This is a genomic window from Rhodoferax ferrireducens T118 (assembly GCF_000013605.1).
GTDB lineage: Bacteria > Pseudomonadota > Gammaproteobacteria > Burkholderiales > Burkholderiaceae_C > Rhodoferax > Rhodoferax ferrireducens.
In genome coordinates, this window is record NC_007908.1 from 3,657,600 (window position 1) to 3,682,743 (window position 25,144).

Annotated in this window: 22 protein-coding genes; 9 read left to right on the forward strand and 13 right to left on the reverse strand. The window is 63.2% G+C overall.

The genetic code is table 11. The annotated features are described in order from the left end of the window. Positions 1–139: 139 nt before the first annotated feature. Positions 140–538 carry a hypothetical protein gene (locus tag RFER_RS23085; protein ID WP_011465566.1) on the forward strand — a complete coding sequence of 133 codons (399 nt, stop codon included), beginning with the start codon at positions 140–142 and terminating at the stop codon, positions 536–538. A gap of 116 nt (positions 539–654) precedes the next feature. On the opposite strand, the gene guaD is transcribed toward RFER_RS23085, so the two are convergent. The 4 genes from guaD to RFER_RS16695 all read right to left on the reverse strand — a co-directional run bounded on the left by guaD (position 655) and on the right by RFER_RS16695 (position 5,245). Next, positions 655–1,992 carry a guanine deaminase gene (gene guaD / locus RFER_RS16680; RefSeq protein WP_011465567.1) on the reverse strand — a complete coding sequence of 446 codons (1,338 nt, stop codon included), beginning with the start codon at positions 1,990–1,992 and terminating at the stop codon, positions 655–657. A 10-nt stretch (positions 1,993–2,002) separates the two neighbouring features. Continuing rightward, positions 2,003–3,094: a BMP family ABC transporter substrate-binding protein gene (locus RFER_RS16685; protein ID WP_011465568.1), complete on the reverse strand. Its 1,092-nt coding sequence runs from the start codon at positions 3,092–3,094 to the stop codon at positions 2,003–2,005. A gap of 109 nt (positions 3,095–3,203) precedes the next feature. Continuing rightward, positions 3,204–4,241, reverse strand: a complete 1,038-nt coding sequence (locus tag RFER_RS16690) for an adenosine deaminase (protein WP_011465569.1) — start codon at positions 4,239–4,241, stop codon at positions 3,204–3,206. A gap of 5 nt (positions 4,242–4,246) precedes the next feature. Further along, positions 4,247–5,245 carry an NAD-dependent epimerase/dehydratase family protein gene (locus tag RFER_RS16695; protein ID WP_244095738.1) on the reverse strand — a complete coding sequence of 333 codons (999 nt, stop codon included), beginning with the start codon at positions 5,243–5,245 and terminating at the stop codon, positions 4,247–4,249. A gap of 103 nt (positions 5,246–5,348) precedes the next feature. Here RFER_RS16695 and RFER_RS16700 point away from each other — a divergent pair, with 103 nt between their 5' ends. Both RFER_RS16700 and RFER_RS16705 read left to right on the forward strand, forming a co-directional pair. Further along, positions 5,349–6,431, forward strand: a complete 1,083-nt coding sequence (locus RFER_RS16700; protein WP_011465571.1) for a CDP-6-deoxy-delta-3,4-glucoseen reductase — start codon at positions 5,349–5,351, stop codon at positions 6,429–6,431. Positions 6,432–6,451: 20 nt separating this feature from the next. After that, a complete protein-coding gene (locus RFER_RS16705) occupies positions 6,452–7,423 on the forward strand; it encodes a Bug family tripartite tricarboxylate transporter substrate binding protein (RefSeq protein WP_011465572.1) in 972 nt (323 codons plus the stop codon). On the opposite strand, the gene queG is transcribed toward RFER_RS16705, so the two are convergent. Then, positions 7,403–8,521: a tRNA epoxyqueuosine(34) reductase QueG gene (gene queG, locus RFER_RS16710; protein WP_011465573.1), complete on the reverse strand. Its 1,119-nt coding sequence runs from the start codon at positions 8,519–8,521 to the stop codon at positions 7,403–7,405. The genes RFER_RS16705 and queG overlap by 21 nt on opposite strands. On the opposite strand from queG, the gene tsaE reads away from it, so the two are divergent. The 3 genes from tsaE to RFER_RS16725 all read left to right on the forward strand — a co-directional run bounded on the left by tsaE (position 8,501) and on the right by RFER_RS16725 (position 11,153). Next, the gene (tsaE, locus tag RFER_RS16715; protein WP_011465574.1) at positions 8,501–9,052 is read left to right on the forward strand and encodes a tRNA (adenosine(37)-N6)-threonylcarbamoyltransferase complex ATPase subunit type 1 TsaE; all 552 of its coding nucleotides are present in this window, start codon (positions 8,501–8,503) and stop codon (positions 9,050–9,052) included. The two genes, queG and tsaE, sit on opposite strands and share 21 nt — an antisense overlap. Beyond that, positions 9,049–10,473, forward strand: coding sequence for an N-acetylmuramoyl-L-alanine amidase (locus RFER_RS16720; RefSeq protein WP_011465575.1), 1,425 nt, complete (start codon positions 9,049–9,051; stop codon positions 10,471–10,473). The genes tsaE and RFER_RS16720 overlap by 4 nt, the downstream gene beginning before the upstream one ends. Positions 10,474–10,604: 131 nt before the next feature. Beyond that, on the forward strand, positions 10,605–11,153 hold the full coding sequence (locus RFER_RS16725) for a hypothetical protein (RefSeq protein ID WP_011465576.1): 549 nt from the start codon (positions 10,605–10,607) through the stop codon (positions 11,151–11,153). A 36-nt stretch (positions 11,154–11,189) separates the two neighbouring features. Here RFER_RS16725 and RFER_RS16730 read toward each other — a convergent pair whose 3' ends face one another. From RFER_RS16730 to RFER_RS16740, 3 genes are all read right to left on the reverse strand, one after another. Continuing rightward, on the reverse strand, positions 11,190–11,837 hold the full coding sequence (locus RFER_RS16730; RefSeq protein ID WP_011465577.1) for a VTT domain-containing protein: 648 nt from the start codon (positions 11,835–11,837) through the stop codon (positions 11,190–11,192). A gap of 204 nt (positions 11,838–12,041) precedes the next feature. Next, positions 12,042–12,863: an FTR1 family iron permease gene (locus RFER_RS16735; RefSeq protein ID WP_011465578.1), complete on the reverse strand. Its 822-nt coding sequence runs from the start codon at positions 12,861–12,863 to the stop codon at positions 12,042–12,044. 20 nt (positions 12,864–12,883) lie between these two features. After that, positions 12,884–13,213 carry a cupredoxin domain-containing protein gene (locus RFER_RS16740; protein ID WP_011465579.1) on the reverse strand — a complete coding sequence of 110 codons (330 nt, stop codon included), beginning with the start codon at positions 13,211–13,213 and terminating at the stop codon, positions 12,884–12,886. Positions 13,214–13,357: 144 nt separating this feature from the next. Here RFER_RS16740 and mutL point away from each other — a divergent pair, with 144 nt between their 5' ends. Together mutL and RFER_RS16750 are read left to right on the forward strand one after the other, a co-directional pair. After that, complete coding sequence (gene mutL, locus RFER_RS16745) at positions 13,358–15,352, forward strand: DNA mismatch repair endonuclease MutL (RefSeq protein WP_011465580.1); 1,995 nt, start codon at positions 13,358–13,360, stop codon at positions 15,350–15,352. A gap of 50 nt (positions 15,353–15,402) precedes the next feature. Continuing rightward, positions 15,403–16,842, forward strand: a complete 1,440-nt coding sequence (locus RFER_RS16750; protein ID WP_011465581.1) for an MATE family efflux transporter — start codon at positions 15,403–15,405, stop codon at positions 16,840–16,842. Positions 16,843–16,848: 6 nt separating this feature from the next. Here the strand turns inward: RFER_RS16750 and RFER_RS16755 are convergent, their stop codons facing one another. From RFER_RS16755 to RFER_RS16765, 3 genes are all read right to left on the reverse strand, one after another. Beyond that, positions 16,849–17,349 carry a hypothetical protein gene (locus tag RFER_RS16755; protein WP_011465582.1) on the reverse strand — a complete coding sequence of 167 codons (501 nt, stop codon included), beginning with the start codon at positions 17,347–17,349 and terminating at the stop codon, positions 16,849–16,851. 253 nt (positions 17,350–17,602) lie between these two features. Continuing rightward, positions 17,603–18,808 carry an FAD-dependent monooxygenase gene (locus RFER_RS16760; RefSeq protein WP_011465583.1) on the reverse strand — a complete coding sequence of 402 codons (1,206 nt, stop codon included), beginning with the start codon at positions 18,806–18,808 and terminating at the stop codon, positions 17,603–17,605. A gap of 12 nt (positions 18,809–18,820) precedes the next feature. Continuing rightward, positions 18,821–19,603, reverse strand: coding sequence for an SDR family oxidoreductase (locus RFER_RS16765; RefSeq protein ID WP_011465584.1), 783 nt, complete (start codon positions 19,601–19,603; stop codon positions 18,821–18,823). 153 nt (positions 19,604–19,756) lie between these two features. Here RFER_RS16765 and RFER_RS16770 point away from each other — a divergent pair, with 153 nt between their 5' ends. Beyond that, on the forward strand, positions 19,757–20,647 hold the full coding sequence (locus RFER_RS16770; RefSeq protein WP_011465585.1) for a dienelactone hydrolase family protein: 891 nt from the start codon (positions 19,757–19,759) through the stop codon (positions 20,645–20,647). Between the two features lie 28 nt (positions 20,648–20,675). Here RFER_RS16770 and RFER_RS16775 read toward each other — a convergent pair whose 3' ends face one another. Next, the gene (locus RFER_RS16775) at positions 20,676–22,523 is read right to left on the reverse strand and encodes a chorismate-binding protein (RefSeq protein WP_011465586.1); all 1,848 of its coding nucleotides are present in this window, start codon (positions 22,521–22,523) and stop codon (positions 20,676–20,678) included. Positions 22,524–22,691: 168 nt separating this feature from the next. Beyond that, positions 22,692–25,112 (reverse strand): Lon protease family protein, encoded by a 2,421-nt coding sequence (locus RFER_RS16780; protein ID WP_011465587.1) that lies wholly within the window; start codon positions 25,110–25,112, stop codon positions 22,692–22,694. Positions 25,113–25,144 lie beyond the last annotated feature (32 nt).

Here is a 25,144-nt window from a genome sequence, read left to right on the forward strand (position 1 = left end):
GGCTCCTGAGTTGCGCCAGATTGTAAGCGTGACACCTGCTATCAATTCAGATGAATTGACGTAATAGGGTCGCGGGCTGGAGGCCTGTTTCTTTGCGAATCCGCAAGAACTTCGCCACCGCGTGACGCGATGATGAACCATGCGCAAAGCGATCAAATCGACAGGTGCTGAGCACCGGGCTGCACGAGGCAAAGCCGTCGCGCGAAAAAGGTATGTCTGCCGATTGCCGCTCGAATTGGCATCCCGGCTGGAAGCCCTGCGCGAGGCGTATCCGGGCAAGAAGCGAAGTGAACTTCTGGAGGATCTGCTGCGCCTGGGGCTGGCCGAGGTCGAGCGTGCCTGGGCGGGCGCCACAGCTTCAGAGGCGGCATTTCATCCAGACACCCGGCAGCCGATCTACCTGCCGACGGGACCATTCGCAGAATTTCACAGCCTTGTTCACAAGCATCATCTGGCCTTGGAGCATGAGTTTGCCAAAGACGATGATCCACAAGCCTCGTACCCGGTTGATGACTACGTGCTGGACGCCAACGAGTAGCGAACAGCCCAGGCCAGGCGCCGGGGTCACCGGGGCCGGACCGGTCCGAGGCCAGAAATAAATTCAAAATCAATAGCTACAAACCCAATAAAGACGGTGGCTAGAGGCCAAAAGGCTTAAATGTTTTGAGAGATAACCGTCTTTTCCACCAGTCGGTCATCGCCCAGCACGATCATGGCAAACAGCAGCTCATCGAGACTGTGGGCGCTCGCGGTCCGGCGCGCCAGCAAAGGCGTGGCCTGCGGGTTCAAGACCACGAAATCGGCTTCGCAACCGGGCTGCAGATTGCCCACCGCTGGCGCACCGTGTCGGCCGTCCAGCCCCAGCGCCTGCGCTGCGCCCAAGGTGTGTTGCCACCACAAATGCTGCGGCGCCAGCGACAAGCCCGCTTTGGTCTGCCCTTCGCGGCCCACGTAGTAGGCCGCCAGCATGGTGTGAAACGGACTGAAACTGGTGCCCCCGCCCACATCGCTGGCCAGGCCGTAGGAGAAGCCGGCCCGGTCGGCCGCCGCATAGTCAAAAAAGCCGCTGCCCAGAAACAGATTGCTGGTCGGGCAAACCGCGGCGCTGGCACCGGTGTCGCGCATCAGGGCGCGATCCATCTCATCGAGGTGAAGGCAGTGAGCGTAAATTGCGCGCGGGCGCATCAGGCCGAAATCGGCATAGGTGCCCAGGTAGCTGCGCGAGGCGGGAAACAACGCGCGCGCCCATTTGATCTCATCGAGGTTCTCCGCCACATGCGACTGAATCCAGACCCCGGGATATTTGGTCGCCAACACGCCGGCCCCGCGCAATTGGGCCGCTGAACAACTGGGCGCAAAACGCGGCGTGATGGCATAACCCAGACGGCCCCTGCCATGCCATTTTTGCAGCAAGGCCTCGGAGTCGATCAAGCTTTGCTCGGTCGCATCCAGCGTCCCGTCGGGTGCGGCGCGGTTGAGCAGCTCGGCCGGGGCATGGCGGTCCATCAGGCACAGCCCGGTGATCAGGCGCAGACGCCGATGCAGCGCCGCGGTGAACAGCGCGTCGACCGATTCGGCGTGTGCGGTGGCAAACGCCAGCGCCGTCGTGACGCCGTTGCGCAACAGTTCCGCTATGAAAAATGTAGCTTCTTGTGCACTGTATTCGGGGGCTGAGAAGCGTTTTTCCTCGGGAAATGTGTACTTCTCCAACCACGGCAACAAACCATCGGCGGGTGAGCCGATGACCTTGGTCTGCGGAAAGTGGATATGCAGGTCCACAAAGCCGGGGGCGATGATGCGCCCCGGCAGGTGCTCGATCTCCACACCAGGGACGCGGTCCTTCAGCTCCCGGTACGGACCCACCGCCTGCACCACCTGCATGCCGGCGCCATTGGGGCCCACGACCAGCAGACCGTCTTCTTCGAAAACAGCCGCGTGGCGTGGCTCGCGCTCGGGGGCGAAACGCAGAATGGCGGCGCGGTAGGCTTTCATGGCGCTTGCATCAAGGCAACTTGCCCTGCACCCCTTGCACCAGCCAGTTCATCTTGAGAATCTGCTCATCCGTCAGTGTCCGGCCTTTGGCGATGACTTCTTTGCCCTCATTGTCCCGCACCGCTTGACTGGCTTGGAACGGGTGCAACTTGCCTGCGGCCATGTCTTGTTGGCGCGCCAGTACTTCCTGCTGCACCGCCTTCGGCACTTTCGAGCCAAAGCCCTCGACCTTGATCATGCCCTCACGCACGCCACCCCAGACGCGACCACTCTTCCAGCTGCCATTGAGCACCGCTTGCGCGCGCTGGGTGTAGTAAGGGCCCCATTGGTGGGTGACGGCGACGATCTGCGCGTCGGGTGCAATTTTTCGCATGTCCGAGTGGTAGCCCACGGCCAGTCTGCCGCGCTCCTGCGCTGCCACCATGACGGCCGATGAACCGGTGTGAAAAGCAATCACATCGACGTTCTGGTTGAACAGCGTCATGGCAGCGTCGCGCTCGCGGCTGGGGTCAAACCAGGTGTTGAGCCACACGACTTTGACCTCTGCCTTCGGGTCCACCGAGCGCATGCCCAAGGTGAAGGCGTTGATGCCTTGCAGCACTTCGGGAATCGCAAAGCCCGCCACGTAGCCGGCCACATGGCTGGTCGTCATGCGCCCGGCGGCAATGCCGGCCAGGTAGCGGCCCTCGTAGTAGCGCGCGTTGGCCACCGCCACGTTGGGCGCGGTCTTGTAGCCGGTGATGGATTCGAACTTGACGTCCGGGAACTCCTGCGCCACCTTCAGCGTGGGCTCCATGTAGCCAAAGCTGGGCGTGAAAATCAGCTTGTGGCCCTTGGCGGCGAGGTCGCGGATCACACGCTCGGCATCCGGCCCTTCGGCCACGTTTTCGACATAGGTAGTTTTGACCCGGGCACCCAAGGCGGCCTCAAGCGCCCGGCGCCCCTCGTCGTGCTGGCGCACCCAGCCGGTGTCCAGCAGCGGGGCCACATACACAAAGCCAATTTTGAGCGGCTCTTGGGCGGCAATCGGCGCAGCAGTCTGCGAAAAAACGGGAGAAATAAAACAGGCGGCCGCGAGCGCGGCGACGAGGTTTTTATACATGGTAGTCCTCTACATGGCTCCGAAACATAAAAACAAGGCCCGCCGGAGCAGCGGGCCTTGGCTGTGATTTTAACGTCGCGCGGGGCGGCGCGAATCAGAGTCAAACCGCTTATTCAAAAGTCTCGAATACGCCCGCCAAACGATCAAAATACTGCCGCTTGAGCCTGTCGTCAATGAAACTCGCCTCAAAACTGTTGTGCGCCAACTGGTAGGCGTGCTGGGCCGTCAGCCCCAGGGCGGCAAAGGTCTGGGTGAAGTTCTGGTTGATGTAGCCGCCAAAATAAGACGGGTCATCCGAGTTGACCGTCGCCACGATGCCGGCCTCCAGCAGGCGCCCCAAATTGTGCGCCGCCAGGGTGGGGAAGACCCGCAGCTTCAAGTTGGAGAGCGGGCACACGGTGAGCGCAATGCGGTCCCTGGCCAGACGCGCCATCAGCAGCGGGTCTTGGACGGCCTGCACGCCGTGGTCGATACGCTCCACCTTGAGAACATCGAGCGCACTCCAGATGTAAGCGGGCGGGCCCTCCTCGCCCGCATGGGCCACCAGCCGCAGGCCCAGCTCGCGGGCGCGGGCAAACACGCGGGCAAACTTTTCCGGCGGATGACCCATTTCACTCGACGCCAAGCCCACCCCCACCAATTTATCAAGGTGAGGCAGGGCCTGCTCCAGGCACTCGAACGCCTCTTGCTCACTCAGGTGGCGCAAAAAACAGAGAATCAAGGAGGCATTCATGTCAAATTCGACACGCGCATCAACGCAGGCACGGTACAGGCCGTTGATGACCACGTCCGCGCTCACGCCGTGAGCCGTATGCGTCTGGGGGTCGAAAAATATCTCGGCATGCAGCACGTTGTCGGCCGCAGCGCGGGCCAGATAAGCATGCGTCATGTCATAGAAATCCTGCTCGGTACGCAGCACCAGCGTGCCCGCGTGGTAGATGTCCAGAAAGCTCTGCAGGTTGTCAAATACATAGGCCGCGCGCAAGGACGCCACATCCGGATAAGGGATGGACACGCCGTTGCGCTGGGCCAAGGCAAACATCAACTCCGGCTCCAGCGAGCCTTCAATGTGGATGTGCAACTCGGCCTTCGGGATGGTGCGCAGCAGCTCGGGCAGGCGCTCTTGGGAAACCGGTTTGATCGTCATGATGCTCACGCTGCCTTTCGCGACGCCGAAGCGCTGTGTTGATTTTCAGGATTGGCACCCGGTGCCCGCGCCAGCAAACCGTCGGCCACCGTCGGGTAGCGCAACGCCAGCCGCAATTCACGCTTCAGACGGGTGTTGTCCATGCGGCGCGACTCACTCATGAAGCTCAGCAGCATCAAGGACAAGTGCGCGCTGGCCGTGCTTCTGGGTACGCGCGGCGGGCGCGCCAAGCCATACAGGTCGGCAGCCAGATCAAAGTAGTCGCCCATCTTGAGGCAGGTGTCATCGTTCACGTTGTAAATGCGTTGTGCTTGAGCGCGCCACAGCGCCGCCACGCAGGCGCGGGCCAGATCGTCGGCATGGATGTGGTTGGTATAGACATCATCGGCGGCCTGCAGCACCGGCGTGCCTTTGATCAGCCGCGCCTGCGGTGTGCCGTTCAAGCGGTCGGGTGCGTAGATGCCAGGAATGCGCAAAATGCTGCTGCGCACGCCGCTGGCGCGGCCAAAGAAGCGCATGGTGTTCTCAGCATCAATTCTCCTCCTGGCCCTTGCTGTGTCTGCATGAGTAGCTCTTGTTTCAATAGCAACTTCACCGTGGCAGTCGCCATACACGCCGCTGGTGGAGGCATACACCAGGGCATCCGGTCGACTGCGCAGGCCCAAGGCACGGGTCAAGGCCAGGCTGCGTGCATCAGTCCAGCCTTCATCGGGTGGCGGCGCCAGATGCAGCACCCGATGCGCCAGTCCGCCCAGGCGGCGCAGCGACGCGGGCGCATCCAGATTGCCAGCTAAGGGCGTGATGCCGCACTGACGCAGTTCAGCGGTGCGCTCCACGCTGGAGGTGAGCGCCAGCAGCCGCACCCGGGCGGGCAGCGCTTGCGCCACGCGCAGACCGATATCGCCACAGCCGACGATCAACACCCGCAGACGGCGGAAACGGGCTGGCAAGGCGCCGGGGCGGGTCGCGTACAGGCTGCGGGCGGGGCTTGGATTTGAAGGCAAAATCGGGGTACTCAAGTGTTATGGACAGCGCTTGTTGCGACGCAACAGCGGTCTGTCCCGCAAAACATCAACCACGCAACTCTACCCCAAGGACACACCCCCCATGACGCGCAGCGCAACCCGGGCTCCGGGCTTTCACATCACGGTTCAACCCAGCGGCCGCGCCTTCACCACCGAGGCGGACGAGACGATTTTGGCGGCCGGGATTCGCGCCGGTGTCGGCCTGCCCTATGGCTGCCAGGATGGCGCCTGCGGCTCCTGCAAATGCAAAAAGCTCGAAGGCATCGTGGTGCATGGCGCGCACCAGAGCAAGGCACTGAGCGACGAGGAAGAGGCCCAGGGCTGGGTCCTGACCTGTTGCGCCGTGGCCCACAGCGATGTGCTGCTGGAGTCGCGCCAGGTCACGCGGGAAGACGCCTTGCCCATCAAGAAGATGCCAAGCCGCGTCAGCGCCATGGAAAAGCTGTCGCCGGATGTGATGCGCCTGCAATTGCAGTTGCCCGCCAGCGAGCCGTTCAACTACCACGCCGGCCAGTATGTTGAATTTCTGTTGCGCGATGGCGTGCGCCGCAGCTATTCCATCGCCAACGCGCCGCACACGCCGGCAGCCCCCGACGGCAAGCCCGGCGCGCTGGAACTGCACATTCGCCACATGCCGGGCGGCCAATTTACCGACCATGTGTTTGCTGCCATGAAAGAAAGAGACATCCTGCGCATTGAGGGCCCGTATGGCAGCTTCTACCTGCGTGAAGACAGCAGCAAACCGATCGTGCTGCTGGCTGCGGGCACCGGGTTTGCGCCCGTCAAGGCCTTGATAGAACAGCTCCAGTTCACGGGCAGCACGCGCCCCGTGACGCTGTACTGGGGCGGTCGGCGCCCGGCGGACCTGTACCTGGACGCCTGGGTCAGAGCCAAACTGGCTGAAATGCCGAACCTGCGCTATGTGCCGGTGGTGTCGAACGCGCTGCCCGAAGACAGCTGGTTGGGGCGCACCGGTTTTGTCCATCTGGCCGTGTTGCAGGACCTGCCGGACTTATCTGGCTACCAGGTCTATGCCAGTGGCGCCCCCATCGTGGTGGACTCGGCCCACGCCGCCTACACGCGGGCGGGCCTGCCGCCGGACGAGTTTTATGCCGACGCGTTTATCACCGAGGCCGACAAGGCCCGGGACGGCGCAACCATCTGACGTTCACTTGAGGTACCCCTATGCATTACAAATCACTCCTTCTCACCGCCCTCACCCTTCTCGCCACCGCCACGGCGCCGGTCGCGCAGGCCCAGAGCAAACCCATTCGTCTGGTCGTGCCCTACGCCGCGGGCGGCCCGCTGGACGTGACAGCACGGATACTGGCCGAGGCCGTCAAGGACAGCCTGGGCACCGTCATCGTCGACAACAAGCCCGGTGCGGGCGGCAACATCGGCGCTGACGCCGTCGCCAAAGCCGCCCCCGACGGCCTGACCATCGGCATCGCCGCCACCGCCACCCACGCGGTGAACCCCTGGCTTTTTGCCAAGATGCCTTTTAACGCGGCCAGCGACTTTGCCCCCATTACCCAAATGGTGCGCGTCCCCAATGTGTTGGTCATGAACGCCGACACCGCCCGTCGCCTGAAAATCAGCAGCGCCCGCGACCTGATTGCCTACGCCCGTGCCAACCCGGCCAAACTCAACTATGGCAGCGGCGGCAACGGCAGCGCCGGTCATCTGGCCGGTGAAATGTTCAAAAAAGAGGCCGGCATCTTTGCCGTGCACATTCCCTACAACGGCGGCAACCCGGCGCAGTTGGCCCTGCTCAGTGGCCACGTTGATTTCAATATCGACAACCTCGCCACAGCGGCCCCCAACATTCGCTCCGGCAAGCTCATTGCACTGGCCGTGACCACGCCAACCCGCACTGCCGCCCTGCCCGACACGCCGCCGCTGGCCGATACCCTCAAGGGTTTTTCCATTGACACCTGGTGGGGTCTGGTAGCACCTGCCGGCACGCCCAAAGAGACCATCACACGGCTCAATCAGGCTTTTGTCGCCGCGCTGAACACACCCGCGACCAAATCCCGTTTTGCAACCCTGCTGGCCGAACCCGCGCCCAGCACGCCGGAGGAATTTGGCGCCTTGATGCAAAAGGAACGCGCCAAGTATGAAAAACTGGTGAAGCTGTCAGGCGCCCGGGTCGATTGACAGGGGGACCGCCAGTCGGCTTTCCAGGGCCCAGGCCACGTGCTCCCGCACCAGTGCGCTCGGGTGCTCGGCGCGCAGCGCCAGCGCCTGCACCAGGTCTGCCGCCGGGTCCGCGCGTAAGGCATTGCCCAGGGCCACCGCAATATTGCGCAGCCAACGTTCATGACCGATACGCCGGATCGGGCTGCCTTCGGTGAGACGCAAAAAATCTTCTTCCGTCCAGGCAAACAGGGTCACCATTTGACTGCCGCCCAAGCCGGGGCGTTCATCAAAATCGGGCAAGGCGCTGCGCTGCGCGAACTTGTTCCACGGGCAAATCAACTGGCAGTCGTCACAACCGTAAATCCGGTTGCCAATCAGCGGGCGCAGTTCCAACGGGATCGGCCCCGCATGCTCGATCGTCAGGTAGGAGATGCAGCGCCGGGCATCGAGCTGCTGCGGCGCCACAATGGCCTGCGTCGGGCAGACCTCGATGCACGCCGAGCAACTGCCGCAGTGGCCCAATACCGGCGCGCTGGTCGGCAAGGCCAGATCGACATAAATTTCACCCAGAAAAAACATCGATCCCGCTTCGCGGCTGAGCACCAGCGTGTGTTTGCCGCGCCAGCCCTGGCCACTGCGCGCGGCCAGCTCGGCCTCCAGTACCGGGGCTGAATCGGTGAAGACACGATGACCAAACGGTCCCATCTCCAGGGCGATGCGCTCGCTCAACTGTTGCAGGCGCTTACGCAATACCTTGTGGTAGTCCCGCCCTCTGGCGTAGACTGACACGATGCCTTCGCGCGGTCGCCTCAGCCGGTCAAACTCGATGGCCTGCCACCCGGGCTTTGTTGCGGCAGGCAGATAGTCCATGCGCACCGTAATGACACTCACGGTGCCGGGCACCAACTCGGCGGGGCGGGCGCGCTTGAGACCGTGTGCTGCCATGTAGGCCATGTCACCATGAAAACCACGGGCCAACCAGGTCGATAATCCCTGTTCAGATGAAGACAAATCCACACCGGCCACGCCAATTTGGGAGAATCCCAGCTCCCGGGCCCAGGCCTGAATTTTGGAGACCCATTGACTGGCCTCGGCATGAATATTGAAGTTGGTCACCGCCCGATTGTAAAAAGCCTGCTGTGGCCGAACGAGAACGCCACGCGGGACTTCGCCGTGGCGCTGGCCAACGCGCCGGCCCTGCGCGACGCCTTCATCGAATTGCAGGGTGAGCTGGGTGCTGGCAAGACCACGCTGGTGCGCCACCTGTTGCGCGCCTTGGGGGTGCCGGGCCGGGTCAAAAGCCCCACCTATGCCGTGGTGGAACCCTACGAGCTGGCTGACCGCAACTTGAATGTCTGGCATTTCGACTTCTACCGTTTCAGCGACCCGCGCGAGTGGGAGGATGCCGGTTTCAGGGATATTTTCGCTAGCAGCGGTCTCAAGCTGGCCGAATGGCCGCAGAAAGCGGCCGGCTTTCTGCCCCGCGCCGATTTGATCATTCACCTGGAAGCCGTGACCGAGGCGTCGCGACAAGTGACCCTGACCGCGCAGACCACGCTTGGCCAGGCCTTGCTGCAGGCCGTCAGCCGCGACCCACCGGTACCCGAAATACAGGGCGGACAAGACCAGCCCAGGGACCGGCCATGAAACGGCGCGACCTGCTGCAGTCCGGTGCCCTCGTGCTGTTGCTGGGCGCACAGCACCTGGCCCGGGGCGCCACCATCCTGGCGGTGCGGGTGTGGCCGGCGCCCGACTACTCGCGCGTCACCATTGAGTCCGACACGGCCCTCAAGGTCAAACAGTTTTTTATCGCCAACCCGCCGCGCCTGGCGGTGGACATCGAGGGCATCGAACTCAACCCTGCGCTCAAGGAACTGGTGGCCAAGGTGCGCAGCGACGACCCCAATATTGCGGGTATTCGGGCCGGACAAAACGCGCCGGGCACGGTGCGTCTGGTGCTGGACTTGAAGCAGCCCATAGCCCCTCAGGTCTTCACGCTGACGCCGGTCGCCGCCTACCAGCACCGGCTGGTGTTCGATTTGTACCCCACGCAGGTGAGTGACCCGCTGGAGGCGCTGATTGCCGATCGGATCAAAGACCAGGCGCGGGCAAGCCCCGGCCCTGCCACCCCCGTCACGGGCGATCCTTTGGGTGAACTGATCGCCCAGCACACCCAGCGACCCCCTCTCAAGCTGGGTGGCCCGGATTCAGTCCTGAACACGGCCAACGCCAAAATTACTAGCAATTCAGTAGCTAATAGTGACCAATCCACGGGGGCCAAGGGCCAAAAAGGTATCAATATTTTCGGTACGGACAACGCGCCGGTCCAGTCGCCTGCCGTCACCGACCGCTTGATCATCATTGCCCTTGACCCCGGCCACGGCGGTGAAGATCCCGGCGCCATCGGCCCCGGCGGCACGCGGGAAAAAGACGTGGTGTTGCGCCTGGCGCACCGATTGCGCGATCGCATTAATGCCACCGTCATCAAGGGCAACACCATGCGCGCCTACCTCACGCGCGACGCCGACTTCTTTGTGCCGCTGCATGTGCGGGTACAAAAGGCGCGCCAGGTCCAGGCGGACCTTTTTGTCAGCCTGCATGCCGACGCCTTCTTCACCCCGCATCCGCAGGGCGCCAGCGTGTTTGCCCTGAGCCAGGGCGGCGCCTCCAGCAGTGCGGCGCGCTGGATGGCAGCGAAGGAAAACAAGGCCGACCTGATCGGTGGCTTGAATGTCAAGGCCCGGGACGCCCAAGTGACGCGGGCCCTGTTTGACATGAGCACCACCGCCCAGATCAACGACAGCCTGAAGCTCGGCAGCGCCATGCTGGGTGAAATTGGCCGAGTTGGCAAGCTGCACAAAGGCCGGGTCGAGCAAGCCAGCTTTGCCGTTCTGAAGGCGCCCGACATCCCCAGTGTGCTGGTGGAGGCTGCTTTTATCAGCAACCCGGAAGAAGAGATCAAACTCAACAGCGAGGCCTACCAGGAGCAGTTGGCCAGCGCGCTGATGCGCGGCATTGAAGGCTACTTCTCCAAAAATCCGCCGCTGGCCCGAAATCGTTCGGTTTAAGTGATATCCAGACAGCCGGGGTTGACGGCGCTGCGGCAACGGTAGATACCCTAATTGCGCCCAACCAGGCAAGCGCACCAGAATCACGCCTTATTGACTTGGGTGCCGTCACCTTGCCCCAAAAAATCACCATGACTGCTGCTGCTCTCGATCTCATCCATGCCGTGTTTGCCAAGACCGCCATTGGCCAACAGGAGATCCAGTCTCGTTCGTTCGGCTTGGGGCCGCTGCCACGGCGGCTGCTGGTGCTCGTTGATGGAAAACGCAGCGGCCAGGAGCTCGCCGTCTTCGCTGCGGGCCAAGATGTCGAAGCAGTGCTCACCCAATTGATGGAGATCGGCTGCATCGAGGCACAAGCGCCGATCGAAGCGGTGCCTGCGCCCAGGACGGCAGCGGCAGGTCAATCGGTGCCAGGCGGGGACACCGGGCTGGCGGGCCTGCCTGCAGCCGAAACACGCAGCCCCAAGGACGTCGAGATGGCGCGCAACTTCATGACCAATACCACCAACACGGTGTTCGGGATGAACCTGCGGCTGTCGACAGTGGAAGCCATTTTCGGCTGCCAGACGACCGAGGATCTGCGACGCGTCTACCCGCTTTGGGTCGAGACCATGAGCTCCAGCGCGATCGGTGCCAAGCGCCTGCCGGATTTTCGCGAGAAGCTGTTCAAGGTGCTCTGAACGGGCAGTCTTCTCTACTGGCCGAAGGCTTGCGCCTCAGGCTTGCACTGCCTTGCGCCGCGACTTCCAGGCGCCAAATAGGATCACCAGCCCGGGAATCAGAATCATGGCCCAGATGATCTTGTCCAGATTCGCTTTCACAAACGCAATATTGCCGAAAAAATAGCCGACGGTGATGATGCCAACGACCCAGAGTGTGCCGCCGGTCACATCAAAGAAGGTGAAGCGGGTGCGGGTCATTTTCGCCACACCCGCCACAAAAGGCGCAAACGTGCGCACAAAGGGCATGAAGCGCGCTGCCACGAGGGTGATGCCACCGTAGCGCTCGTAAAAATCATGCGCCCGGTCAAAGGCGGCTTTGTTGAACAGCCGGGAGTCCTCCCACTTGAACACCCGCGGCCCAAAGTAGCGCCCCAGCGAATAGTTGGACTGATTGCCCAGCACGGCCGCCGCCAGCAACAGGCCCACCGACAGCGGGTAACTCATCAGCCCGACACCGCACATGGCACCCACCACAAACAAGAGCGAGTCGCCGGGCAGAAAGGGCATGACGACGACACCGGTCTCGACAAAAATCACCAGAAACAACAGCGCATACACCCACAGGCCGTAGCTGCGCACAAAAGCCTCCAGGTACTTGTCAACGTGGAGAATGAAGTCAAAGAGAAAGGTAATGATTTCCATGGGGAGGATTATCCCTGCTCATCCCCACCGGCAACCGGCACAGACCTGGGCTGCGAGCCGCGTCCGCGGTCACCCGCTGTTGCGCTGCTCAAGCGGAAGAAAGTGTGGTGCCACTGGGTGTTGAGCAACCGCGTGATCTGCCGGCCACGGACCTTCGCCAGGTTCAGGCATTTTCCATGGTCCAGCGGGGTTGGCCGGTACAACCTAGCGCGTTTTTCTGGGTCCGCGTGGGGTCACCCACCACATGGCACTGGCAATGATCACCAGCACCACGACATAGAACAGGATCTGCATGCCCGCCGGTTGCGGGTCGTAGCCGACCAGTCCGTGCAACAGCATGCCGACCGCGGTGGTCTGTGACAGCACGGCCGACGTGTCCCACAGCGGTGCGCCAAGGCTGGGCAGCAAATCGGCCTGGATCAGGAAGCGCGCTGCCTGCGAGGCCATGCTGGCGGCCAGCAGCAGCACAAGGACGCCCGTGATCGAGAAGAACCAGCGCAACGGGATGCGCAGCAATCCGGCGTACAACAGCCCCCCCACCAGCGCGCCCGCCGCCAGACCACCGAGACCGCCGTTGACGGTGGTGCGAAAGCCGTCCGCGCTGCTGGTCGCCAGGCTGTACAGAAACAGCACGGTTTCCGAGCCTTCGCGCAAGACAGCGAGTGCCACCACGATGAAAATCACGGACTGTTCACGGGTGCCCTCGTTGATGGCGCGCGCCGTGTTCATGGCCTGCGCCGCCATTTCGCGGCCATGGACCGACATCCAGATGTTGTGCCAGGCCAGCATGCCAACGGCCAGCGTCAAAATGCCGGCATTGAACAGCTCCTGGCCCATGCCGCTGGCCAGGTTGGAAATCAATTCCATGCTCGAAGCCACCACGGCCGCGCCGGCCAGTCCGGCCAGCACGCCGGTGACGATCCAGCGCGCGCGCGCGGGAATCCCGCGCGTGGCGGCGGCCATGATGCTGATGATCAGCGCGGCTTCCAGCGATTCACGAAAAACGATGAGTGCAGCGGCGAACATGGCGGTTCCTGGTCAGGATTTCATTGGACAATGATGGTGCCTTGTGCGGCGGCTTCGTTTTCGTGATATTCCTCGACGAAGGCATAGCGGCCCGGCTTCAAGGGGCCAAGGTTGATGGTAGCCGATGCTTTACCGGGAATAACTTTCTCGCGACCCAGCGGTTTGCTTTCAAACTCGGCCGGTGTGGCATCCTTGTTCACCACCAGCAACTTGACTTTTTTACCTGCGGGGAGCGTGATCTCCTTCGGTTCAAAGGCGTGGTCCTTGATCGTCAGCGTGAATTCGTCACCGGCGGCAAAGGCGGTCGCGGCGACAAACGACAAAAGAGCGGTAGCGAGCAAGCGTTTCATTGATGGTTCCCAAAAGTTGATATGTGAATGATAACGATTCTCATCTGATGACGCAAGCTTTTTTTCAGGTTTTTTCCCAGCACGTGTTTCAGGGTTTCCGGCCGGCCCAAGCTAAGCCTTCAAATCGCACCCTAAAATGCCCCGGTGAACGCTACCCTCCATCTTGCCGCCCCCGCCCCCCGCCGCCCCATTCTCGAACTGCCCGACGAGCTGATCAGCCAGATTGCCGCCGGTGAGGTGGTGGAGCGGCCGGCCTCGGTGGTGCGCGAGTTGGTGGACAACGCGCTGGACGCCGGCGCCACCCAGGTCACGGTGCGGCTGCTGGCCGGCGGCGTGCGCCTGATTGCGGTGGAAGACGACGGCGCAGGCATCCTGCGCGAAGAACTGCCGATGGCTTTCAAGCGCCACGCCACCAGCAAGATCAGCAGCCTGACTGACCTGGAGTCGGTGGGCACCATGGGCTTTCGCGGCGAGGCACTTGCAGCTATTAATTCAATAGCTGACTGCGTCATACGGTCCAGGGCTACGGGCCAAAACAATGCCTATTTGCTGGATGGCGGCAGCGGCGAGTTGCAGCCGGTGGCGCGCAGCACCGGCACCACAGTGGAGGTGAAAGAGCTGTTCTTCAGCACCCCGGCGCGGCGCAAATTCCTGAAAACTGACGCCACCGAACTGGCGCACTGCGTCGAGGCGGTGCGCCGCCACGCCCTGGCGCGCCCCGATGTGGGCTTTGCCATCTGGCATGAGGGCAAGCTGGTGGAGCAGTGGCGCCGCTGCGAGGGTCGCGGCCCTGCCCTGGCCGCGCTGGAGCAGCGCCTGGCCGATGTGCTGGGTGCAGAGTTTGTGGCGCGCTCGGTGTGGGTCGATTTTCAGAGCAGCACCAGTCCGGGCCGCAGCGACAACACACCAAGCATCCGGGTCTGGGGCCGGGCCGGTATTCCGGATGCCGCACGGGCGCGCGCCGACCAGCAGTTTGCTTACGTCAACGGCCGCTTTGTGCGCGACAAAGTTCTGTCGCATGCCGCCCGCAGCGCCTATGACGACGTGCTGCACGGCCAGCGCCAGCCGGTGTTTGCGCTGTATGTCGAGATTGATCCAACCCGCGTCGATGTCAACGTGCACCCGACCAAGATCGAAGTGCGCTTCAGGGACAGCCGCGAGGTGCATCAGGCCGTGCGCCACGCGCTGGAAGACGCGCTGGCAGCGCCGCGTGTGGGCAGCGCCACCTCCTTGGGCACGACCGGCAGGCAGAGCGTTGCCGCCGCAAATGCAGGCCTTGCGCCTGAGCCCTCCGCTCCGGTTGTTTATATACAAAATCAGTCTCTAGCCCCCGTCATCTCTGAGCAAGCAGCTATCAATTTTGGAGTACAGACCGGCCACCGGGTGAGCGACCTGGGCGCGCTCTGGCAGCCGGATGGGGCCGCGCCAGTGGGCCTGCACAACAAGCCAGCCCTGGCCGCGCCCTTGACCGCACCGCCCGCTGCCCCCTTGCCCGGCGGCGACTGGCCTCTGGGGCGCGCACTGGCGCAATTGCAGGGCATCTACATACTGGCCGAGAACGCGCAAGGGCTGATCATTGTCGACATGCACGCCGCCCACGAGCGCATCGTTTACGAGCGGCTGAAAGCGCAGTGGCGTGAGCGAGGCAGCGCCGTCAATGCCACATCAGGCTGGATCGGCTCGTCGGCCACCCGGCCCGGCTTGGCCAGTCAACCGCTGTTGATTCCGGCCACGTTTGCCGCCACGCCGAGCGAAGTCACCACCGCTGAGGCGCACGTCGACACCCTGCAAACCTTGGGCCTGGAGATCACCGCGTTTTCCGCCAAAACGCTGGCGGTACGCGCCGTGCCCACCACGCTGGCCCAGGGCGACGCGGTTGAACTGGCGCGCGGCGTGCTGGCCGAACTGGCCCAGCATGAAGCCAGCACCGTCATCGAGCGGGCGCAAAACGAGTTGCTCTCCAGCATGGCCTGTCACGGTGCGGTGCGCGCCAACCGTCGGCTGACACTGGAAGAAATGAACGCGCTGCTGCGCCAGATGGAAGCCACCGAGCGCAGCGACCAGTGCAACCACGGCCGCCCGACCTGGCGCCAATTCAAACTGAGCGAACTCGACGCCTTGTTCCTGCGCGGGCGTTGAGCCCGCCAGACCCACCCGAGCGACGGCGTCCAGCCCTTCATTCCTGACCCATGCCTTCCATCTCCTCCTTGCGGCGCCTGTCAGCGCCGGCGCCGCGCGCCCGCATCGGACGGGAAGCGCGCGCCTTGTGGCAGCTGGCGTGGCCGATCCTGATCGGGCAACTGGCCAACGTCGGCATGTCGGTGGTGGAGGTGGCGATGGCCGGGCATGCCTCGGCGAACGATCTGGCCGGGGTGGCGCTGGGCGTGTCGATCTGGAACATGGTCATCATCACCCTCATGGGTGTCATGATGGCGGTCAGCCCGGTGGTGGCCCACCTGGTGGGAGCGCGTGAATTCAGCCAGGTGCCGCATGTGGTGCGCCAGGCGCTGTGGCAGGCCCTGGGTGTGGGCTTGATTGCCGTGCTGCTGGCGAACCTGGCCGGCAGCGTGTTTGACCACCTGGCGCTGCAGGCGCAGGTGCGCGACCTGGCGAAAGACTTTGTGGTGATCACCAGCCTGGCCCTGCCCGCCTTTGCGGCCTACCGCGTGCTGTACGGCTACAGCATCAGCCTGAACCAGACCAAGCCCGTGATGGTGATTGCGCTGGGCGCGCTGCTGCTCAACGTGGTGGTGAACTGGCTGCTGGTATTCGGCAAGCTGGGCTTGCCCCGGCTGGGTGGCCTGGGCTGCGCCTGGTCCACCTTGGTCTGCGTCTGGTTCAACCTGCTGGCCCTGCTGTGGTGGATGCGCCGCGCCAGCGCCTACCGCAGCACTTGGCCGTTCGCGTGCTTCGAGTGGCCGCACTGGCCGCAAGTGCGCAGCCTGCTGCACCTGGGCTTGCCCATAGGTATCACTTATTTTGCCGAGACCAGCGCCTTCAGCCTGATTGCCTTGCTGATCGCCAAATTTGGCAGCACCGAGATGGCCGCGCACCAGATTGCCCTGAATTTTTCTTCCCTGGTGTTCATGCTGCCGCTGAGTCTGGGGCTGGCGCTGCTGACCCGCGTCGGCCAGGCGCTGGGTGCGGGCGAAGCGCACGCTGCACGTTTTCGGGCCTGGGTCGGCGTGGCCATGGCGCTGGCCTTTGCCGTGCTGTCCGCCACCGGCATGGCGCTGTTCAACGGGCAAATTGCCGCTGCCTACACCAGCGATGAAGCGGTGGCCGGGACGGCGGCGCAGTTGCTGATTTTGGCGGCCTTCTTTCAGCTCTCGGATGCCACGCAGGTCGCCACCAGTTGCGCCATTCGCGGCTACAAGGTCACGCGCGCGCCGATGCTGATCCAGCTCACCGCCTTCTGGGTGTTTTCGCTGCCGCTGGGTTATGCGCTGGGGCTGGCACCCAAGTGGCTGCCGTGGGCGCCCGCCCAGCCGATGGCAGCAAGAGGTTTCTGGATCGCGCTCGTCGTGGGTTTGACGGTGGCAGCGTTGGGCTTGAGCGCCCTGCTGCGCTTTGTGGCGCGCCAGCACTTGCCGGCAGACCAACACACAGCCATCAGCAAGCCAACTTGAATCCGGTTACGCCAACAGGTTGTGCGTCGTGTCTTTATTGCCCTTGTCCAACCGGTCTTCCAGCTCGCCCAGGGTGGCGGCCAGCGAGTTGCCTGACTGCTCAACAACCAGGCGCAAGGTGGCCTCCATCTGATCGATCCGGGTCAGCACCGCGGCACGCGAGTGTCCATCCTGATCCAGTTGTTTTTTGAGTTCGAGTTCCAGAAAGCTGCGCAGCTCGGTAAACCGCGACGCCTCGGCCTGGTCTGCCAGTTTGCGGTTACTCTGCAGCTCCTTGGCGTGTTGGCGCGTATCAAACAGCACCGTGGTCTGCAGGTACAGCACAAACACCAGGAACATCCCGGTAACAAAAACCAGCAGCCCGAGCATGACCAGGCCCAGCGGCGCCTGCACGTCAGCCAGCCCCAGCGACAGCGTGGTTGGGGCCAGGAACGCTGTCCGGTTGAGTGCGGCAAAGCCAACCACCAGACTCAGAACCAGCAGCAACAGCAGAGTACGAATTTTCATGATGAATCTCTTTCTATAGACTATTTGCCGATCAGCGTAACGGCCATGATAGTTGATCGCTTGGCATCAGCGTTTGTGTGCGCTGCCTGGCCAGGTCTTCGGTGCCCACAAACGCCCGCCGCCGCGGGGCTTTGGCTATTGGGGCCATTTCAGTCTCATTTGGCCGCTTCAACCGAGCGACGAAAATATATGAACAAAATCAAGCTGTAGTCGCCGTCAACAAAGCATAGCGCGCTATAAATAATATAGCGTTTTATAACGACGAACCGCCATACAACCAAGGCAAGTCCAGCAGCGACTCGCCCAGCAGCTTCATGGCAGCATCGCGACCCCAGCGCATGGGCCCGGTGGCATGAAATATTTTCCCATTACGGATTGCGCGCGCCTGCACCCGGGCGTTGCGTTGCCAGCGGCGCTGGGCGTACTGGTTTAACAAGGCGGGCAGGTCGCGCGACCGCGCCACCGGTCGGGTCGCGCCATCTCGTGTCAGCACCCGGCCCAGTTCAGCCGCGTCTTCCAGGGCCATGCCCGCACCCTGCGCCAGATAGGGCAGCATGGGGTGCGCTGCATCACCCAGCAGCGCCACCCGCCCCTGCGCCTGCTCGTGGGCGCCGCGCATGGGCAAGCGGATGCTCAAGGGCCACAGCCGCCACTGTTCAATGGCATGAATCAAACCCTGCAAGGGCGCGCAGGTGGCGGCCATCAAGCGCTGCAACTCGGCGGCATTGGCGCTGTGGTCCCAGCTCTCGACCTCTCCCACCATGCGGCCCTGCACGATGGCCACCACGTTGAGCCAGTCGCCCCGGCGCACGGGGTACTGCACCACATGCAGCCGGGGCCCCAGCCAGGCGGTGACTTGTTGCGAGCGCATACGCTCAGGCAAGCTGCTTTGCGGCACCAGCGCGCGGTAGGCCAGGTGCCCGGTGGCAAGCGGCTTGCCATCGTGGAGCAACTGCTGGCGCACCGCGCTCCACAGACCATCGGCGCCCACCAGCAGCTCACCGTGCGCCTCGCGGCCATCAGCCATCTGCAGCGTCACACCATCGTCATGCTGCGCAAAACCAGCCGCCGCACTGCCCGCATAGAGCCGCACCCCCGTCTGCGACTGCAAGGCAGTGAGCAGCAAGGCATGCAGATCAGCCCGGTGAATCGTCGCATAGGGAAAGCCATAACGCGCCTGCGCCACCGACCCCAGCGCCAACACGCCCAACTCGGCGCCCGAGCTCGCACTGCGCACCTGCAGGCGCTCCGGAAAGGCGGCCACGCTGGCCAGCACGTCCTTTAAACCCCAGACATGGAGCACCGCCGTCACATTGGGGCCCAGTTGAATACCGGCCCCGACCTCGGAAAACTCAGCGGCGCGCTCAAACAAGTCAACTTCCACACCTGCGCGCACGCAAGCCAGCGCAGCGGCCAGACCACCGATGCCACCGCCAACAATCAATGCTTTTTCAGTCATGCGGGTCTGCCTTCATCTCAGTTTTGCAATGACAGACGTCGGCAACACGGCCATGATTCTGGCCACCACGCTCCAGGGCCAGCGCGGCACCGTGGCCTGTTCGACCTGGCGCTCAATCAAATCCACCAACAATTTGCCACCACGCTCGACCCCGATCACAAACGGGCGGCTTTTCGCGCCACGGTTGATCGGCGTGTCAATAAAACCCGGCGACAGCGTGGTGACAACAATCGGGCTGCTGTGCGTTTCGGCCCGCAGCGACTCCAGATAGGTCGTGACTGCGGCCTTGGATGCCCCATAAACGCCCCCAGCGGGCATGCCGCGAAAGGCCGCCACCGAGCTGATGCCGACCAGATGACCGTGGCCCTGTTCCTTGAAATGATGCATGGCCGCGTCCACCGTGGCCATGAAGCCGATGACGTTGGTGTTGATGGTGTCGCGCACCCGCTCAAACGGCAGTTTGCCGATGGTGCCATGGTGACCAATACCCGCATTGGCCACCACGATGTCAAGCGAACCCAATTGCGCGCGGGCCTGGGAAAACACCTGGGCCACCGCCGCCTCGTCGGTCACGTCCAGTGCCGCCACAAATACCGCGCTGCCACCCTCGGCTTGCAGTTCGGTCCGCAAGGCCATGAGCACATCCAGGCGGCGGGCGCAGAGCGCCAGCCGGTAGCCGCGCCGGGAGAATTCGATCGCCATCTGGCGCCCGAGGCCGGACGAGGCGCCGGTGATGAACACGCTTTTTGCGGCGCCTTGTGGGTCAGGCTTGCCATCGCGTTTTTGATGAGTCATTTGGTATCCGCCGCTGAGTGGCGCTATGCAGAGAAAACCTGGCGATTGTGCATGGCTTTGCAGAGACTTCAACCCCACTGACTTGTCCGTCTTTTACGCCTGCCTTGCGAGCATTCAGCTCTACCGCTATCCTGCCATTTTTGGAGCTTGATCATGAAACGCCTGACTGCACAAGACTTTGACCAGGAACTGCTGATTTTGTTTGATGCCTACGTACACGGCACCATTGACCGGCGCGGCTTTCTGGAAGGGGCGCAGAAGTTTGCGGTAGCCGGCATGACCGCAGGCATGCTGCTCGCTGCGCTGAGCCCGAATTTTGCGCAGGCGCAGCAAGTGTCTCCAGACGACAGGCGGCTCAAGACCGAACGCGTGCAATACCCCTCGCCTGCGGGCTACGGCACGATCCAGGGCTACCTGGCGCGCCCGGCCAATGCCAGCGGCGCGCTGCCTGGCATCCTGGTGGTGCACGAAAATCGCGGCCTCAATCCGCATATCGAGGACATTGCGCGGCGCCTGGCGCTGGACGGCTTCATGGCGTTTGCGCCGGACGCACTGACGCCGCTGGGCGGCTACCCGGGCGATGAAGACAAGGCGCGCGAACTGTTTGCCAAGCTCGATCAAGACAAAACCCGCGAGGATTTTTTGGCTGGCGCACGCTACCTGAAAGGCCGCGGCGACTGCAACGGCAAACTCGGTACAGTGGGCTTTTGCTGGGGCGGGGGCGTGGCGCATGTTCTGTCCACCCACCTGCCCGAGTTGGACGCGGCCGTGACTTTCTATGGCAACCATCCGCCGGCCGAGGACGCTGCCAAGGTCAAAGCTCCGCTGCTGCTTCACTTTGCCGGTACCGACGAACGAATCAATGCCTCCTGGCCCGCGTATGAAGCGGCACTCAAGGCCGCCGGGGTGCACTACACAGCCTATCAGTACCCCGGCACCCAGCATGGCTTCAACAACGACACCACACCGCGCTTTGACGCCGCCAGCGCCACAGTGGCCTGGCAACGCACCATGGCGTTTTTCGAAAAAAACTTACGGGGCTAAGTGCTCAATCCCGTGCCCAGCCTTGAACTCACGCCACCAGCCGCGCCACCAGCCAGCCGCGCACACTGTTGAAGAACGCCACTTCTTCGGCTCCTTGCAAATCAGCCAGTGTCAAGACCTCCTCGGTCAAATCGCCCCGTGCCAACAAGTCAGCACGGTAAGTGCCGGCCAGCAGTCCGCAGTGCAAGGCGGGGGTGCGCCAGCGCCCGGCCATCTTGAGCGCCAGATTGCCACGGGTGAACTCGGTCAACTCGCCGCGCTCGTTGCGCATCAAGGTGTCGAATACGCCCGGCGCGCTGCGCAGCCGGGTTTCGTAATGCTGGCGACGCGTGGTCTTGTGGGTCACGAACTCGTGCTCGCGACCCATCGATTCGAGGGCCTGCGCGCTCAGGTTGAAAAACACGGGCTGCGGGCTCGGCTGCAAATCAAAGGCCTGAGCCTGGACCTGACCTTCCGAAGAACAAGTCAGCCGCACCCGATACACGCCCTGCTCGCGCCCGCCAAGCAACTGATCCAGACAGGCCTGCACGTCAGCGGGCCGCCACTCAAAGCCGAAGTAGGCAGCGCTGCCCGCCATGCGCGCCAGATGTTGTTCCAGCAGCCAGTAGTGCCCTGCTTCGAGACGCAGGGTCTCCAACAACTCAAAGCGCTGTGCAGCGCGCGCCAGAAAGCGCGTCTTGGCAGCCAGTTCGCGCCACTCGGCCAGCGGCTCGGCATAAAAGGTAATGGCGCTGCCAACACCAAAGTGACCGTGCCATGCCGGCGCGGCCGGTGGGCCCGGCGCGACCGATCCACGCTGCAGCGCGACGGTGCGAATCGGTACGTTGAAAGTCGCAGCGCCACCGGGGCGCACCACCCCCACGGCACCGCAGTAGACGCCACGCGGCCCACGCTCCAGCGCAGCAATCCAGTGCATGGCGCGCGCCTTGGGCGCGCCGGTCACCGAGCCGCATGGGAACATCGCCGCAAACAGTTCGGGCAAACCAACGCCCGGGCGCGTGCGCGCGCAAACGGTTGAAGTCATTTGCCACACCGTGGGCAAGGCCTGCACCGCAAACAGCCTGGACACCTGCACGCTGCCGGGCTGGGCGATACGCCCCATATCGTTGCGCAGCAGATCCACAATCATCACGTTTTCGGCCTGCTCTTTGGCGCTCTCGCGCAGTTGCGAGCAGGCTTGCGCGTCGAGTCGAGGATCGGCGTGGCGGGGCGCCGTGCCCTTCATCGGCTGGCAGGTCAACACGCCCTCTGCACCATCGGGCCGCCAATCAAAAAACAGTTCGGGCGACAGGCTCAGCACCTGCTGTTCACCCCAGTCGAGCCAGGCCTGATAGCCGCCGGGTTGGGCTGCGCGCAGCCGCTCGAACCAAGCCGCGATGTCACGGGTATCGGCCGCTGGCCACCGCGCCCGTAGCGCCTCAGTCAGATTGACCTGATAACACTCGCCATCCGCCATCGCCTGGCGCGCGCGCTCGAAGCGTGTGGCGTAGTCCGCGAAGTCGCTCGCCAAGGTCCACTCCGGCATCGGATGCGGCGCAGCACCCGCACTAGGTGCGACCGGCGGCGGTGACGCAGTTTGCGATTCTGGAAACGGGCGGTCAAACACGGCAAATCGGGCCAGAGGCCAATCTGGGCACGCCTGCTGCGTGACGAGTGCGGCATCAAAAGCACTGGCCGCCTCATAGGCCAGCTCGCCCACACACCAGCGCCCGGCCCGGGCCTGTTGCTGAACCTGTTGCAGCACGGCTGGCACCTCGTGAAGCTGCCAGGCGGTGAGCACTTGCAAGGGGGCTTCAAAGCGGGCGCTCCAGCGAGCCGACTGCACGCCGCCCGGCGCGGCCGGCAGACTTGCCGGGAAATCGATAAAAGCCCGCACGCCCACACTCCCAGGCTGTTTGAAAGGAGCTGGATCATAGCCCGAAGCGGTCCATGTTTCGCTTCTGTCTGCCCACGAAACCTGCCGATTGCCAACAGCCCAACAAGCGTCGACGCGCGTGGATCCGACTCGGGCGGCGACGGCCAGATGACGCCCGTCGGAGCGGCATCAGCGTGACTTCCCGTGCGGCAGCCTCGGATGGTCGGCCAACTGGCAGGCCCGGCGGTAGCCCTGCAGCGTTTTCTGGGCATGGCCCAGCACACTGTCCTGCGCGTAGCCGCTCGCGCCCATGGGCATGCCTGAGGAGAAGCCGGTGAGCAGCTCAATGCCTTCGCTGGCATGTTCGGCGGTGTAAATGTGAAACAGGCCCTGCGACACCGCCTCGACCAGTTCGCGCTCCAGCATCAGGTGGCGCCGATTGCGCCACGGAATCAGCACCCCTTGTTGGCCATCGAGTCCGGCCTTTTGGCAGGTCCGGAAGTAACCTTCAATCTTCTCGTTGATGCCCCCCACCGGCAACACTTCCCCGTGCTGGTTGACCGCACCGGTGACGGCAATGCCCTGCTTGAGCGGCAGGCTAGAGAGCGACGACAGCACCGCATAGAGCTCGGCGCAAGATGCCGAATCCCCCTCGATACCGTGGTACTCCTGCTCAAACACGATGGAGGCGTTCAGCGCCAGCGGCGCTATGTGGGCGAACAGCGCCGACAGGTAGCTGTGCAGTATCAGCACGCCTTTGTCGTGGATGGGGCCGGACATTTCCACCTCGCGCTCAATGTTGAGCAAACCCTCATTGCCGGCATAGGTGCGCGCCGTCACCCGCACCGGGAGGCCAAATCTGTAATCGCCCAGGTCGATTTGCGACAGGCCGTTGAGCTGGCCGGTTTTCTCGCCATGCAAGGTGATCAGCCAGTCACCCTCAGTGATGGATTCCTGCAGGCGCTGGTCCGGGTAGTCATGGCGCAGCTTGCGCGCCTGCAAGGCAGCCTCAACATCGACGGCTTCAACCCGCGTGCCCGCGCGCGTGCGGCAGACAGTGGCGCTTTCCATTACCAGGGCCTCGGTGCGGGCAAAGATGGCACTCTGGCGCAACTGGTCGTCCACCTCACGGTGCGAATCCTCCAGCAGACGCGCCACCGCTGGGGCCGAAAAATGGGGCAAGCCCAAGCGGGCCGCGGTGTGGGCCACAAACACGGCTGAGGCGCCATAGGTCTGGGCATTGGCCAGAAAGCTCTCGGCAAAATCCACCTTGACCCGAAAACGGCGTGCAAACTCCGGGTCGGCCTCCTGCAATTCGTAGTACTGCTCAGTCGAGCCAATCAGCACAATCTTGACCTCCACGTCCACCGCCTCGGGCTCCAGTGACACGGCGGCCATCGGCGAGAGCATCGGGCCGGGTTCTTCGATCTGCAAACGGCCGCTGCGCGTGAAACGCCGCAGCTTCTCCCACATCCATTCATCGGTCAACAAGTCGCGCAGATGCAGCATCATGAAACCGCCATGCGCCTTGAGCAGACTGCCAGCGCGGATGCGGGAGAAATCGGTCACCAGCACATCTTCGTCGGGCTGGTATTCGATGCTGCCAAACAGGGAGCGAAACGAGGGGTTGTTCTCGATGATCACCGGCGCACCCACCAGCCCTTCGTTGTCCACCAGCAGGTTCACCCGGTAACGGGACAAAACGTCGACCAGTTCTTCCTGGCGCAGTTCATCATCCTCGTCCGACACCTGGAACAGCTCCAGGTTGTCCAGCACATCCTTGATCACCTGCTCCAGATAGTCAGAGAGCTTGATGGCGTCCTTGATCTGCTTGTTCAAGCCCAGACGGATTTCCTGCACTTCGCGGTCCAGCAGCGGGCGGGCGACCTGACGCCGCAGGGCGGCCAGGCCTTCATTCATGACCCGCTCTATCGGGCGGGTCTTGTCCAGAAAGCGGGTGATTTCCTCGCGCAATTCCTGCTCGGCCTGGTCAATCCGGGCCCGTCGCTCTTTCGGCAGCGAACGCGCCTCGCTCTCGGTCAGCGCCGTGCCTTTGTCGCCCAGCAAGGTGAACACCAAATGTCCATTCTCCCGGTACAGGGCAAAGCTGCGGGCCTCGGCAAAGGCGTCGAGTTCGGCATAGGCCTTGGCCTGTTCGACCTTGTAGGTCTTTTCGATGTGCTTGCTCTCGGCCTTGAAGTCGGGGCCATCCAGGCGCTGGGGTATCTCTTTTTGCAGGGTTTTGCACATTTGGGCCATGAACTGGCGCAGCAAACGTCCCTGCCCCGGTGGCAGGCGCAGGGCACGGGGCTTGTCCGGCGCATCGAAGTTGTGCAGGTAGCACAAGTCGGGCGGCGCCGCCCGATGGGCCGCCACCTCCTGCATCACCTGGCGCAACAAGGTGGAGCGTCCGCTGCCGACCTCACCCAGAACAAACAGGTTGTAGTCGAGCTGTTCCATGCCAAGGCCGAAGCGCGCGGCGATTTCGGCGCGCTCCTGCCCGATCCAGGGCAGCGGGAGTTGCAATAACTCGGAGGTATCAGAGAACCCGAGGGACTCGGGAGCGACCGTGACGCGAAGCACATCGGGCGGCAGACTGGAAATGGCCATTTTTTGTTATTCCTTGGACAGGTTTCATGCAA